Genomic DNA, 11,826 nt, shown 5'->3' with positions numbered 1-11,826 from the left:
TCGGCTTTGGCTTACGGGTTGTGGGCCAGATGCTGCTCGGTCGGCAGTACACGCTTGGCCTCCAGATAGGCTTTCTGCCAGTAGGCCTTGTTCAGGCTGTCCAGCTTGACCGTGCCACCTGTTGCAGGCGCATGCACGAAGCGGCCCTCACCGACATAAATCCCGGCATGACTGACCCGGGAACCACCACTGGTAGCGAAAAACAGCAAGTCACCGGTTTGCAGCTTGTCTTTGCCAACACTCTGCACCCGCATCACGATCATCTCGCGAGTGGTACGGGGCAAGGAAATACCTGCGGCATCGTTGTAGACGTACTTGATCAAACCACTGCAATCAAAACCGGAATCCGGGGTATTACCGCCCCAGCGATAAGGCGTACCGACCAGCCCCAGGGCACGGAACAGCACATCCGCAGCAATCGGCGAAGCGTCTTCAGGGGAGTTGGAAAACACCACCTGCTTTTGCACCACGGGGGCTGGCGGGGGGTGGCTGGCGCAGGCACTGAGCAGTGCTGCTAGAGTCAGAAGGGCAACGCGGGCCATGGTCGACATAAACAGAATGTTCCTGATTCTGGATACGGCTACTGGGGCCGCGAAACCCGAAACCGCGACAGGGGGCACCTTCGCGGCTTCAGGAATTAACTATGCGACTGAATTCTAGACCTTAGAGGCCAAACTTCAAGTAAGACTTTAACTTTACTTGCGCGCTACAACGTTTGTAGGCGCCATCGCCAATGCACGCTTGGCTTCCATAAAGGTCTTGTTCCAGTAGGTATCGCCCAGGCTGTCGATCCGCACACCACCGCTACGGCGGCTGCTGGAGTGAATAAACTGGTCATCGCCCAGGTAAATCCCGGCATGGCTGACACGGCCGCGACCATTGGTGCTGAAGAACAGCAAGTCACCCGGCTTGAGGTTGTTTCGCGCGACCAACGGTGCTTTTACGTTGATCATTTCCCGCGTTGAACGGGGCAGTTGCATGCCCGCTTCTTCTTTGAACAGGTAGCCGATGAACCCGCTGCAATCAAAGCCTGCCTCAGAGGTGCCGCCAAAACGGTAACGGGTACCGATCAAGGACATGCCACGCTCAAGAATGCTGTCAGCCAGGGCTGGCAGTTCATAAGGCTTGCTGTTGGCGGAAAATTGGGCCAGTTCTTTTTCAGTCGCCAGTTCTTCCTGATAAACAGCGGAAGCCTGGGACGCTGATGGCTTTTGAACCTGTTGTTCCACAACTTGCTGTGACACTGGTGTGTGTGCAGCGCAGCCGAACAACAGGGTAACGAGTGCGAGGGGCACGAGGGGTGCGAAGCGCTTTAGCATGGGCACGACCGTGGCTTGAAAGAAAAGTAGCCGCGACTATGCCTTCTATGATCCTCATTTGCAAATTCAATCGATCTAAATGTGACCTGAGCGTTTTGTCATGACATCTAAGGCTTTACACCCCTGACAATCGATTTTGTGCGCGCAGCCCTCTGCCACGCAGGTTTTCTGACGCCTGGATATTGTCAGCAGCCCCGCAGGCACACATGACAAGGCGTGGACGAACGAGGGCGAGTTACCAGCCGAGGGTTTCTTTCAGGAAGGGGATGGTCAGCTTGCGCTGCGCTTGCAGGGACGCCTGATCAAGCCGCTCCAGCAGATCAAACAGCGCGCTCATGCTGCGGGTACCGCGGGTGAGGATAAAATGCCCCACCTCGTCGGTCAGGTGCAGGCCGCGACGGGATGCACGCAATTGCAAGGCGCGCAATTTGTCTTCATCGGACAGGGGGCGCATCTGGAAAACCAGAGCCATGGTCAGGCGTGACTTGAGGTCGGCCAGCTTGATCGGCAACTCACGGGGCGATGCCGAAGCTGCAATCAACAGGCGGCGCCCGCTGTCGCGCAGACGATTGAACAGGTGAAACAGCGCTTCTTCCCAATCAGCACGCCCGGCCACCGCCTGCAGGTCGTCCAGGCAGACCAGCTCGTACTGTTCAAGGTTATCGAGGATTTCAATCCCGCGATCCTGCAACTCGGCCAGCGGCAGATAGACTGCCGGCTCCCCCATCTGTTCAAAGCGCAGGCATGCAGCCTGTAGCAAGTGCGTACGGCCTACGCCCTGCTTGCCCCAAAGATAGATCAGGCTTTCTGTCCAGCCGGCGTCGGCTTCGCACAGACGCTCGACATAGCCTAGTGCAGCGGCATTGGCGCCTGGATAGTAGTTTATGAAGGTAGCGTCATCACGCAGACGCACACCTAGGGGCAGCTGAATCGGTTTCATGCTGACTGAACAGTTCAAACGAACCGTTAGTGGCCTCTGTGTAAAGTTTGCAAAGTTTATACCCGTGTAGCCGGGCGCACAATGTAACAGACCACGAACAAAATCAAAGGTTTGCGTTAAGGTCTTGGATTGAATGAGCTTTATCTCATGGATCGGCAAAATCACGGGGCAAGAAAAAAGGCCGGTTCATTGCAGAATGAACCGGCCTTCGTCAAACCCTCACACCGTTACAGCTGAGGGTCCTCATCGCCTTTGTATACCTGGGAGTCCTTGTACGCATCCTGCACATGGCGCACCAGCACCATGATCACGGCCGCCACCGGCAGCGCCAGCAACACCCCGGTAAAACCGAACAGCTCGCCACCGGCCAGAATGGCAAAGATCACCGCTACCGGGTGCAGGCCGATCCGGTCCCCCACCAGCAATGGCGTGAGCACCATGCCTTCCAGCGCCTGCCCGACCATGAACACCGCAACGATGCCGAGCATCGGGTAAAGGTCACCGCCGAACTGGAACAGGCCTGCGGTCAACGCCGCGCCGATCCCGATGATAAAGCCCATGTAGGGCACGATGGCCGCCAGACCTGCCATCAGTCCAATCAACAGCCCCAGCTCAAGCCCGACCAGCATCAGCCCGGCCGAGTAGATAACCCCCAGGGCCAGCATCACCAGCAACTGACCGCGAACAAACGCACCGAGTACGTCGTGACATTCTTTGGCCAGGGACACAATCCGCTCTTCACTGTCACGCGGCAGCAAATTGCGGATTTTTTCCAGCAAGATGTTCCAGTCCCGCAACAGGTAAAACGCCACCACCGGAATCAGCACCAGATTCGCCAGAAAGCCTACCAGCGCCAGACTTGAAGCGGTCGCCTTGGACAACACCACCCCGACGATGTCGCCGGCCTGCCCCACGTGCTCGGTGATCGCCGCCTTGATCTTGTCAAACTGCCAGAAACCGTCACTCAACCCGAACTTGGCCTGTACCCAGGGCATGGCCGTGTGCTGCAGCCAATCCAGCACCAGAGGTGCCAATTGATAGAGTTTCAGCAACTGCTTGGCCAGCAACGGCACCAACACCAGGAGCAGAGTCATGAAAATGACGGTGAACAGAGCGAAAACCGTGACGACGCCCCAGGTTCTTGAAAAACCGTACTTTTCAAGACGATCAACCACAGGGTCGAACATGTAGGCCAGAACGATCGCGACCAGAAACGGCGTGAGTATTGGATGCAAAAAATACACGAACAAGGCCGCTGCAAACGCTACGCCCCACCATACCCAACGCCGCGAATCTGCCATGAACTACCCATCCTTTATATAGAAGAAAAAAACCTACCAGCGAAACCGTAACTGCACGCCCGACGCATCAGTTGCGCCCTGCGCCTGATCAGCAGTCACTTCATGCAACTGGGCCAGGCCCAGCTGTGAGCGCAACTGTTCGGCACTACCGTTGACCTGATAAACAATGCGGTCACCCTCGACGCTTTTGAGCTGACCACCAAACGGCTCGAGCAAACGCCCCAACTGCGCGTAACGCTCCAGCGTCATGCCCTGCACCTGCAGCAACTGCTCAGTGGAAATACCGGGCTTGACTGCATAGCGCGGGGCCAGCCGCTGACTCACGGCCAGCATCACCGCATCAGCCAGAGCGGCCTGATCGGACGCCTCAGCAGTGCCTTGTTCTTGCTGATCGCCAACCCATAGACGCCACTTGGCGCTCCACTTGCCGTCATCCTCACGGGCATGCACGGCCAGCAACGCATCTGCGCCGTAACGCTCGGAAGCATCCTTCAAGGGGGCCGGGTTACTGCCCTCGAGATTTTCCGCAGTTCCGACCAGTTGCTCACTCAAGTCCGCCAACGGCAGGCGCAGCGGCAGACCGCGGTGTTGCGCCGCGAGCCGCAAAGGTCCGGCAGCCGACTGGCCATCACCGACCAGGCTCGATCCGTCAACCGAATCATTCAACCACCAGCCGAGCAGCGCCGGACGGTTGGTGCCCCATAGCGACAATCCGGCCTGGCGCAGAGCCCGGTCAGTGCTTACAGGATCGAAGTCAACTTGCAGGCTTTCGGGCGGGCCTGCGTCATAGCCGTATTGGCTGATGATTTGCTGCGGGTCTTTGCGAATCGCTTCCAGCGCCGGGTTCTGTACAGCCTTGGCATCGCCCGTGAGGCGCAAAACCAGGGTTTCCAGGGCTTTTTGCGTGGCTTGGGTACGCTCTTCTGGCGTTTGACTGGAGACCGGTTCCCGAACTTGATACAGACCGGTCAGAATTTCGGCGTGACTGGCCAGGCTAAAAAATGACAAACAGCCCACAGCTAAAAATTGATGAAAGCGCATGAAAAATTCCCGACGGCAAAAGACACTATAAAAGCCGTATAAAAACACTCGACAAGGCTTCAGACAGGGCCGCAGCCGAATCATTCACCCCAACCCAGCAGTTTTCATTCGGTATAACAAATAGAAACCAGACATCTATACCTTATACAGGCCCGGGCACAGACCCTAATACGACTAAAAAAGGTTTTTTTCGACAGATATAACCCTGCCTGTCGGCCCGAGGATGGCCGCTGCCCTTCAAGCCTGATAAAATCGCGCGCCTTCGCAGACCGGCAACAGCCGGGCGCCATGTAAATGCTCCGTTCAATACCTGAGCACGTGCAAGCCAGCCCTCTGAACTCGGTCGATACCCCCGAATCCCCCCTAAAGGCCTGGATTATGAGCAAGCAACCATCCCTGAGCTACAAAGACGCCGGTGTAGACATCGACGCCGGTGAAGCATTGGTCGAACGCATCAAGAGCGTGGCCAAGCGCACTGCACGCCCGGAAGTGATGGGCGGCCTCGGCGGTTTTGGCGCCCTCTGCGAAATTCCGGCTGGCTACAAGCAGCCTGTTCTGGTTTCCGGCACCGACGGTGTAGGTACCAAGCTGCGCCTGGCACTGAACCTGAACAAACACGACAGCATCGGCATCGACCTGGTTGCAATGTGCGTTAACGACCTGATCGTGTGCGGCGCAGAGCCACTGTTCTTCCTCGATTACTACGCCACCGGCAAGCTCAACGTAGAAACCGCGACCCAAGTGGTTACCGGTATCGGCGCTGGCTGTGAACTGTCCGGCTGCTCGCTGGTAGGCGGCGAAACCGCTGAAATGCCGGGCATGTACGAAGGCGAAGACTACGACCTGGCCGGTTTCTGCGTTGGCGTTGTAGAGAAGTCCGAAATCATCGACGGCTCCCGGGTTGCTGCCGGTGATGCCCTGCTCGCCCTGCCATCTTCGGGCCCGCACTCCAACGGTTACTCGCTGATCCGCAAGATCATCGAAGTGTCCGGTGCCGACATCGAAAATATCCAGCTCGACGGCAAGCCGCTGACCGATCTGCTGATGGCTCCGACCCGCATCTACGTCAAGCCGCTGCTCAAGCTGATCAAAGACACCGGCGTTGTCAAAGCCATGGCCCACATCACCGGTGGCGGCCTGCTCGACAACATCCCGCGCGTTCTGCCAAAAGGCGCTCAGGCGGTAGTTGATGTTGCCAGCTGGCAGCGCCCGGCGGTATTCGACTGGTTGCAGGAAAAAGGCAACGTGGCCGAAACCGAAATGCATCGCGTGCTGAACTGCGGCGTAGGCATGGTGATCTGCGTAGCCCAGGCCGACGTAGAGACCGCCCTGAACGTACTGCGTGAAGCTGGCGAGCAGCCATGGGTGATCGGCCATATCGAAACGGCCGCCGAAGGCGCGCCACAAGTTGAGCTGCAAAACCTCAAGGCGCACTAATGCCTGACACCTGTGATGTAGTGGTGCTGCTTTCCGGCACCGGCAGCAACTTGCAGGCCTTGATCGACAGCAATGACATCAAGGACAGCCCGGCTAAAATTCGCGCGGTGATTTCCAACCGCGCAGATGCCTACGGCCTGCAACGCGCCAAAGACGCAGGTATCGATACCTGCGTACTGGATCACAAAGCATTCGAGGGCCGAGAGGCCTTCGATGCTGCACTGATCGAAGTCATTGACACTTTCAAACCGCAACTGGTGGTTCTGGCCGGATTCATGCGCATTCTCAGCGCAGACTTCGTACGCCACTATCAGGGTCGCCTGCTCAATATCCACCCCTCGTTGCTGCCCAAATACAAAGGCTTGCATACCCATCAGCGCGCGCTGGAGGCGGGTGATCGCGAGCATGGCTGCAGCGTGCACTTTGTAACCGAGGAACTCGATGGCGGGCCTCTGGTCGTACAGGCAGTAGTGCCGGTAAAGTCCGACGACTCGCCACACAGTCTGGCGCAACGGGTTCATACCCAGGAACACCGGATTTATCCGCTTGCAGTGCGCTGGTTTGCCGAAGGTCGTTTGGCACTTGACGAGCAAGGCGCATTATTAGACGGTCAATTACTTGCGGCCAGCGGCCACTTGATACGAACCTAGGAGACATTATGCGTCGTGCCCTGCTCCTCGCCCTCAGCCTGCTGACTATTCCAGCAGTGCAGGCGGCCGATCTTCAGCCTTTCAACGCCAGCTACACCGCAGACTGGAAACAGTTGCCGATGAGCGGTTCTGCCGAGCGTAGCCTGACTAAAAACAGCGACGGCAACTGGACCTTGAACTTCAAGGCCTCGATGCTGGTGGCCAGCCTGAACGAAGAAAGCACCCTCAAGCTGGAAAAAGACAAGCCGGTTCCGCTGACCTACCACTTCGAACGTGGCGGTCTGGGCAAGGCCAAGAACATCGATCTCAATTTCGACTGGTCCGACATGACCGTCACCGGCACCGACAATAAAGAGCCGGTGAACGTGAAGTTGCTGACCGGCATGCTCGACAAGTCCACCTACCAACTGGCCCTGCAGCGCGATGTGGCTGCGGGCAAAAAGTCGATGAGCTATCAGGTGGTCGATGGCAACGATGTGGATACCTATGACTTCCGCGTCATCGGCCCGGAAGTGGTCGAGACCAAAGCCGGCAAGGTAGACGCGATCAAGGTCGAACGTGTTCGCGACCCGTCCCAGAACAAGCGCATCACTGAAATGTGGTTCGCCAAGAACTGGGATGGTCTGCTGGTAAAACTGCGTCAGGTCGAAAAAGACGGCAAGGAATACAACATCATGCTGCTGGACGGCACGGTGAATGGCAAAACAGTCAAGGGCAACTAAGCGGCAAGCCCTGAGCTGCAAGCTGTAAGCTGTAAGACAAAACCTCGCTTCGGCGAGGTTTTTTCGTTTCTGAACCTCATATCTGAGTGCAAAGCGCTATCCCCGCAGGAGCGGTCTCTCCTGCCATCAGAAAGCCTTCCAACATGAAACATTTGTCATAAAACTATTGGATCATTTCGTAAACACCCCGTAGTTAAAGGGCTGCAGCGATATGACGTTTTTAACAACATGACAGCATGACAATTGGCTATTTACTTAGGAAGCTAACAAATTCTATAAAGAAGACCTGCGACGCCTTGCCGCAGATCCCCATCAGAATTTGGAGCAAGCAGATGACTATCAAAGTAACTGAACGCGACGATTCACGTATGTTCCACCAGCTTGTGGCCCACGGTATTCACCTGTGGGACGTGCATCAGGAAGACGTACTGGTTGGTATGTTCCACCGCGAAAGCGACGCTCAAAGCTACAAGGCTGAGCTGGAAAAGCTGGAAGCGCAGAAACATCAGGCATGAGTCACTAAGACCACAGACTTGAAAAACACAAACCCCGCCGAAGCGGGGTTTGTCGTATCCGGGGCAATCAACACCTGCAGGAGCGAGCTCGCTCCTGCGGGGTTACCACATCAGGTCGTCCGGAATCTGATAAGCCGCGTACGGATCGTCTTCTTCCGGCGTCTTCGACTCCACCAGGATGTTGAGCTGGACAATACGGCGCGGGTCGCGCTCCTGGATCTTCAGTGCGGCCTCACGGGGAATCACTTCGTAACCACCCTGGTGCTGCACAATTGCCAGCGAACCATTGGCCAGCTTGTTGCGCATCAAGGTGTTGACCGACAGGCGCTTGACCTTCTTGTCGTCAACGAAGTTGTAATAGTCCTCGGTGGTCAGCTTGGGCAGACGCGATACTTCGATCAGTTGCTTGATCTGCGCCGCGCGGGCCTTTTGCTCGACCTTTTCCTGTTGCTGACGATTGAGCTCCTGGTCGCGCTTGACCTTTTCGGCCTTGGCTTCGGCAGCCAGACGCTGCTGAGTATCGTCCTGCTCAATCTGGCCTTTGTGTACCAGGCGTTGCTGCTTTTGCTTTTCTTTGCCGGCCTGTTTGGCCTGCTTCTCGTTGACCAGTCCGGCTTTGAGCAACTGGTCGCGTAGGGAAATGCTCATCTACTTACTCACTTAGGCAAACTCAGCCGCAGCTGGGTAAATTCTTTTCCTGACGCTTGGCTTCGCCCCACAGGGCGTCCAGGTCTTCAAGGGTGCAATCTTCAATGGGACGCAGGGTATCGCGCAATGCCTGCTCAATAAACCGGAAACGTCGGTCAAATTTAGCATTGGCACCGCGCAAGGCTGTTTCGGGATCAACTTTAAGGTGCCGGGCGAGGTTTACCACTGAAAACAGCAGGTCTCCAATCTCATCATGGATCGCCACCGAATCGTTATCCGCCATGGCCTCCAGCACTTCGTCCAGCTCTTCACGAACCTTGTCCAGTACCGGCAAAGCAGCAGGCCAGTCAAACCCGACCTGAGCCGCGCGCTTTTGTAACTTGGCGGCCCGGGACAAGGCCGGCAAGGCCACAGGCACGTCATCGAGCAACGACAACTGCTCGGGTGCCGCAGACTTTTCTGCTCGCTCCTGGGCCTTGATCTCATCCCAGCGCACCTTGACCTGCTCTTCGCTCAGGCGCGGCACATCCAGCGGCGCATACAGATCGCCAGTCGGGAATACATGGGGATGACGACGAATCAGCTTGCGGGTAATGCTGTCGATCACCCCGGCGAATTCAAACCGCCCTTCTTCGCGGGCCAGCTGGCTGTAATACACCACCTGAAACAGCAGATCGCCCAGTTCGCCCTGTAAATGCTCGAAGTCGCTGCGCTCAATGGCATCAGCCACTTCGTAGGCTTCTTCGAGGGTATAGGGCACGATCGTGGCGTAGGTTTGCTTGATATCCCACGGGCAGCCGTACTGCGGATCCCGCAGTCGGGTCATCAAAAACAGCAAATCGTCCAAGGTATGCATCAGGATCCTTCAGTTTTTTAGCGGCAAGCTGCAAGAGAAAACCAAGACAGACCGCGCCCGGCTTTAACTTGCTGCTTGCTGCTCAAAGCTCGCCGCTAGCGTGGCTCGCTGCGCCCTATGCGGCGGGTTTCGATGATGTTCGGCAGCTGCGAAATCCGCCCCAGCAAACGCCCCAATGCATCCAGCCCCGGGATCTCGATGGTCAAGGACATCAACGCCGTGTTGTTCTCCTTGTTCGAGCGGGTATTGACCGCCAGCACGTTGATCCGCTCATTGAGCAGCACCTGGGACACGTCACGCAACAATCCCGAACGGTCGTAGGCACGGATCTCGATATCGACCGGATAGGTCGAGACCGGGATCGGCCCCCAATTGACCTGAATGATCCGCTCTGGCTCACGACTACCCAGTTGCAGCACCGAGGCGCAGTCCTGACGGTGAATGCTCACACCACGACCCTGGGTGATGTAGCCGACAATCGCATCGCCCGGCAGTGGCTGGCAGCATCCGGCCATTTGGGTCAGCAGGTTGCCCACGCCCTCGATCTGGATATCTCCACGCTTGCCCGGCTTGTAGCCGGTGGCCTTGCGGGGAATGAGCTCCATCTGCTCGTTGCCGCGCTCCGGCTCCACCAGCTGTTGCGCCAGGTTGATCAGTTGCGCCAACCGCAGATCGCCGGCACCAAGGGCCGCGTACATGTCCTCGGCGGTTCGCATGTTGGCTTTGTCAGCGAGCTTCTCGTAGTCCACACCCGGCAAGCCCAAACGGCTCAGCTCGCGCTCGAGCAAGGTTTTACCGGCGGCAACGTTCTGGTCGCGGGCCTGCAACTTGTACCAGTGAACGATCTTGGCCCGCGCCCGGGACGTGGTGATGTAGCCCAGGTTCGGGTTCAGCCAGTCGCGGCTCGGCGTGCCGTGCTTGCTGGTGATGATCTCGACTTGCTCACCCGTTTGCAGGGTGTAGTTGAGCGGCACGATGCGCCCGTTGATCTTGGCGCCACGGCAGTTGTGGCCGATCTCGGTATGCACCCGATAAGCGAAGTCCAGCGGGGTGGAGCCTTTGGGCAAGTCGATCGCATGACCGTCAGGGGTGAAGATATAAACCCGGTCCGGCTCGATATCGACCCGCAGCTGCTCGGCAAGGCCGCCAATGTCTCCCAGCTCTTCGTGCCATTCCAGCACCTGGCGCAACCACGAGATTTTCTCTTCGTACTGGTTGGACCCGGCTTTAACGTCAGTGCCCTTGTAACGCCAGTGTGCGCAAACCCCCAGCTCCGCTTCTTCGTGCATGGCGTGGGTGCGGATCTGCACTTCCAGCACCTTGCCTTCAGGCCCGATCACCGCAGTGTGCAGCGAGCGGTAGCCGTTTTCTTTGGGGTTGGCGATGTAATCGTCGAATTCTTTGGGAATGTGTCGCCACAACGTGTGGACGATACCCAGCGCGGTATAGCAGTCGCGCATCTCCGGGACCAGAACCCGGACCGCACGCACGTCATAGATCTGGCTGAAGGCCAGGCCCTTGCGCTGCATTTTGCGCCAGATGGAATAGATATGTTTGGCCCGGCCGCTGATATCGGCGTCAACCCCGGTGGCCACCAGTTCAGTGCGCAACTGGTTCATCACGTCACTGATAAAGCGCTCGCGATCAAGCCGGCGCTCATGCAGCAAAGTGGCAATCTGTTTGTACTGTTCAGGCTCGAGGTAGCGGAAGGACAAGTCCTCCAGTTCCCACTTGATATGGCCGATACCCAGACGGTGTGCCAGCGGCGCGTAAATATCGAACACTTCGCGGGCAACCCGGTTGCGCTTTTCATCCGGCGCATTCTTGACCGCACGAATGGCGCAGGTGCGCTCGGCCAGCTTGATCAGTGCCACACGCACGTCATCGACCATGGCGACCAGCATCTTGCGCAGGTTTTCGACCTGGCCCTGGGTGCCCAGCACCATGGACTGACGGGGACTGAGACTGGCGCTGATGGCCGCCATGCGCAGCACGCCATCAATCAGTTTGGCCACCACCGGACCAAAGCGCTGACTGACGGCAGGCAACTGCACCTGCCCTTCGCGAACACAGCGGTAAAGAATCGCTGCCACCAGAGAGTCTTGATCCAGCTTGAGATCAGCGAGAATCTCGGCGATTTCCAAACCGGTGCGAAAGCTCGACATACCTTCGGCCCACAGGTTTTTAGCCGCATTGGCCTGCTGTTCCGCCTCACGCGCAAACTCGCACGCTTCCTTCAAGGCTTCACGGTCCAGCGCCGCATCGACACTCACCGCGTGATCAAGCCATGCCTCGAGGTTGAGACTGCCGTCGGTGTTGATCGGCTGGTGTGCTCTGACCTGTACCATCTTGCTTACCTTCCCTACGACACAGATTCAATGTGTCAAAATCACCGCC

General features: G+C 57.5%; 12 protein-coding genes. 4 read left to right on the top strand and 8 right to left on the bottom strand.

Annotation, left to right across the window (positions count from 1 at the left end):
* Window positions 1-11: 11 nt before the first annotated feature.
* The 5 genes from B195_RS05845 to B195_RS05825 form a co-directional block, all read right to left on the bottom strand.
* Entirely contained in the window at window positions 12-551 is a 540-nt protein-coding gene (locus B195_RS05845) for a C40 family peptidase (RefSeq protein WP_003442777.1), read from the bottom strand.
* Between the two features lie 144 nt (window positions 552-695).
* Window positions 696-1,319: a C40 family peptidase gene (locus tag B195_RS05840; RefSeq protein WP_003442779.1), complete on the bottom strand. Its 624-nt coding sequence runs from the start codon at window positions 1,317-1,319 to the stop codon at window positions 696-698.
* A gap of 235 nt (window positions 1,320-1,554) precedes the next feature.
* Window positions 1,555-2,259 carry a DnaA regulatory inactivator Hda gene (hda, locus tag B195_RS05835; RefSeq protein WP_003442781.1) on the bottom strand — a complete coding sequence of 235 codons (705 nt, stop codon included), beginning with the start codon at window positions 2,257-2,259 and terminating at the stop codon, window positions 1,555-1,557.
* A gap of 227 nt (window positions 2,260-2,486) precedes the next feature.
* A complete protein-coding gene (locus B195_RS05830; RefSeq protein WP_003442784.1) occupies window positions 2,487-3,560 on the bottom strand; it encodes an AI-2E family transporter in 1,074 nt (357 codons plus the stop codon).
* Window positions 3,561-3,593: 33 nt separating this feature from the next.
* Complete coding sequence (locus B195_RS05825) at window positions 3,594-4,601, bottom strand: DUF2066 domain-containing protein (RefSeq protein ID WP_003442786.1); 1,008 nt, start codon at window positions 4,599-4,601, stop codon at window positions 3,594-3,596.
* Window positions 4,602-4,979: 378 nt separating this feature from the next.
* Here B195_RS05825 and purM point away from each other — a divergent pair, with 378 nt between their 5' ends.
* From purM to B195_RS05805, 4 genes are all read left to right on the top strand, one after another.
* Complete coding sequence (gene purM / locus B195_RS05820; RefSeq protein WP_003442788.1) at window positions 4,980-6,038, top strand: phosphoribosylformylglycinamidine cyclo-ligase; 1,059 nt, start codon at window positions 4,980-4,982, stop codon at window positions 6,036-6,038.
* Complete coding sequence (gene purN / locus B195_RS05815; protein WP_003442790.1) at window positions 6,038-6,688, top strand: phosphoribosylglycinamide formyltransferase; 651 nt, start codon at window positions 6,038-6,040, stop codon at window positions 6,686-6,688. The genes purM and purN overlap by 1 nt, the downstream gene beginning before the upstream one ends.
* An 8-nt stretch (window positions 6,689-6,696) precedes the next feature.
* Window positions 6,697-7,410: a DUF3108 domain-containing protein gene (locus B195_RS05810; protein WP_003442792.1), complete on the top strand. Its 714-nt coding sequence runs from the start codon at window positions 6,697-6,699 to the stop codon at window positions 7,408-7,410.
* 332 nt (window positions 7,411-7,742) lie between these two features.
* Window positions 7,743-7,925 carry a hypothetical protein gene (locus B195_RS05805; RefSeq protein WP_003442797.1) on the top strand — a complete coding sequence of 61 codons (183 nt, stop codon included), beginning with the start codon at window positions 7,743-7,745 and terminating at the stop codon, window positions 7,923-7,925.
* 102 nt (window positions 7,926-8,027) lie between these two features.
* Here B195_RS05805 and B195_RS05800 read toward each other — a convergent pair whose 3' ends face one another.
* The 3 genes from B195_RS05800 to relA all read right to left on the bottom strand — a co-directional run bounded on the left by B195_RS05800 (window position 8,028) and on the right by relA (window position 11,777).
* The gene (locus tag B195_RS05800; protein ID WP_003442800.1) at window positions 8,028-8,573 is read right to left on the bottom strand and encodes a DUF2058 domain-containing protein; all 546 of its coding nucleotides are present in this window, start codon (window positions 8,571-8,573) and stop codon (window positions 8,028-8,030) included.
* A 22-nt stretch (window positions 8,574-8,595) separates the two neighbouring features.
* Window positions 8,596-9,429: a nucleoside triphosphate pyrophosphohydrolase gene (gene mazG / locus B195_RS05795; protein WP_003442803.1), complete on the bottom strand. Its 834-nt coding sequence runs from the start codon at window positions 9,427-9,429 to the stop codon at window positions 8,596-8,598.
* 95 nt (window positions 9,430-9,524) lie between these two features.
* Window positions 9,525-11,777, bottom strand: coding sequence for a GTP diphosphokinase (gene relA / locus B195_RS05790; RefSeq protein ID WP_003442805.1), 2,253 nt, complete (start codon window positions 11,775-11,777; stop codon window positions 9,525-9,527).
* Window positions 11,778-11,826 lie beyond the last annotated feature (49 nt).

Source organism: Pseudomonas sp. Lz4W, from assembly GCF_000346225.2.
In the GTDB taxonomy this organism is placed as follows: domain Bacteria; phylum Pseudomonadota; class Gammaproteobacteria; order Pseudomonadales; family Pseudomonadaceae; genus Aquipseudomonas; species Aquipseudomonas paraversuta.
The sequence above is the reverse complement of the archived record's forward strand: the minus strand, read 5'-3'. Positions and strand labels throughout refer to the sequence as shown.

Bases quoted from the DNA above. Each gene is read 5' to 3' on its own strand.
- B195_RS05845 (WP_003442777.1), bottom strand. From the start codon at position 551: ATGTCGACCATGGCCCGCGTTGCCCTTCTGACTCTAGCAGCACTGCTC.
- B195_RS05840 (WP_003442779.1), bottom strand. From the start codon at position 1,319: ATGCTAAAGCGCTTCGCACCCCTCGTGCCCCTCGCACTCGTTACCCTG.
- hda (WP_003442781.1), bottom strand. From the start codon at position 2,259: ATGAAACCGATTCAGCTGCCCCTAGGTGTGCGTCTGCGTGATGACGCT.
- B195_RS05830 (WP_003442784.1), bottom strand. From the start codon at position 3,560: ATGGCAGATTCGCGGCGTTGGGTATGGTGGGGCGTAGCGTTTGCAGCG.
- B195_RS05825 (WP_003442786.1), bottom strand. From the start codon at position 4,601: ATGCGCTTTCATCAATTTTTAGCTGTGGGCTGTTTGTCATTTTTTAGC.
- purM (WP_003442788.1), top strand. From the start codon at position 4,980: ATGAGCAAGCAACCATCCCTGAGCTACAAAGACGCCGGTGTAGACATC.
- purN (WP_003442790.1), top strand. From the start codon at position 6,038: ATGCCTGACACCTGTGATGTAGTGGTGCTGCTTTCCGGCACCGGCAGC.
- B195_RS05810 (WP_003442792.1), top strand. From the start codon at position 6,697: ATGCGTCGTGCCCTGCTCCTCGCCCTCAGCCTGCTGACTATTCCAGCA.
- B195_RS05805 (WP_003442797.1), top strand. From the start codon at position 7,743: ATGACTATCAAAGTAACTGAACGCGACGATTCACGTATGTTCCACCAG.
- B195_RS05800 (WP_003442800.1), bottom strand. From the start codon at position 8,573: ATGAGCATTTCCCTACGCGACCAGTTGCTCAAAGCCGGACTGGTCAAC.
- mazG (WP_003442803.1), bottom strand. From the start codon at position 9,429: ATGCATACCTTGGACGATTTGCTGTTTTTGATGACCCGACTGCGGGAT.
- relA (WP_003442805.1), bottom strand. From the start codon at position 11,777: ATGGTACAGGTCAGAGCACACCAGCCGATCAACACCGACGGCAGTCTC.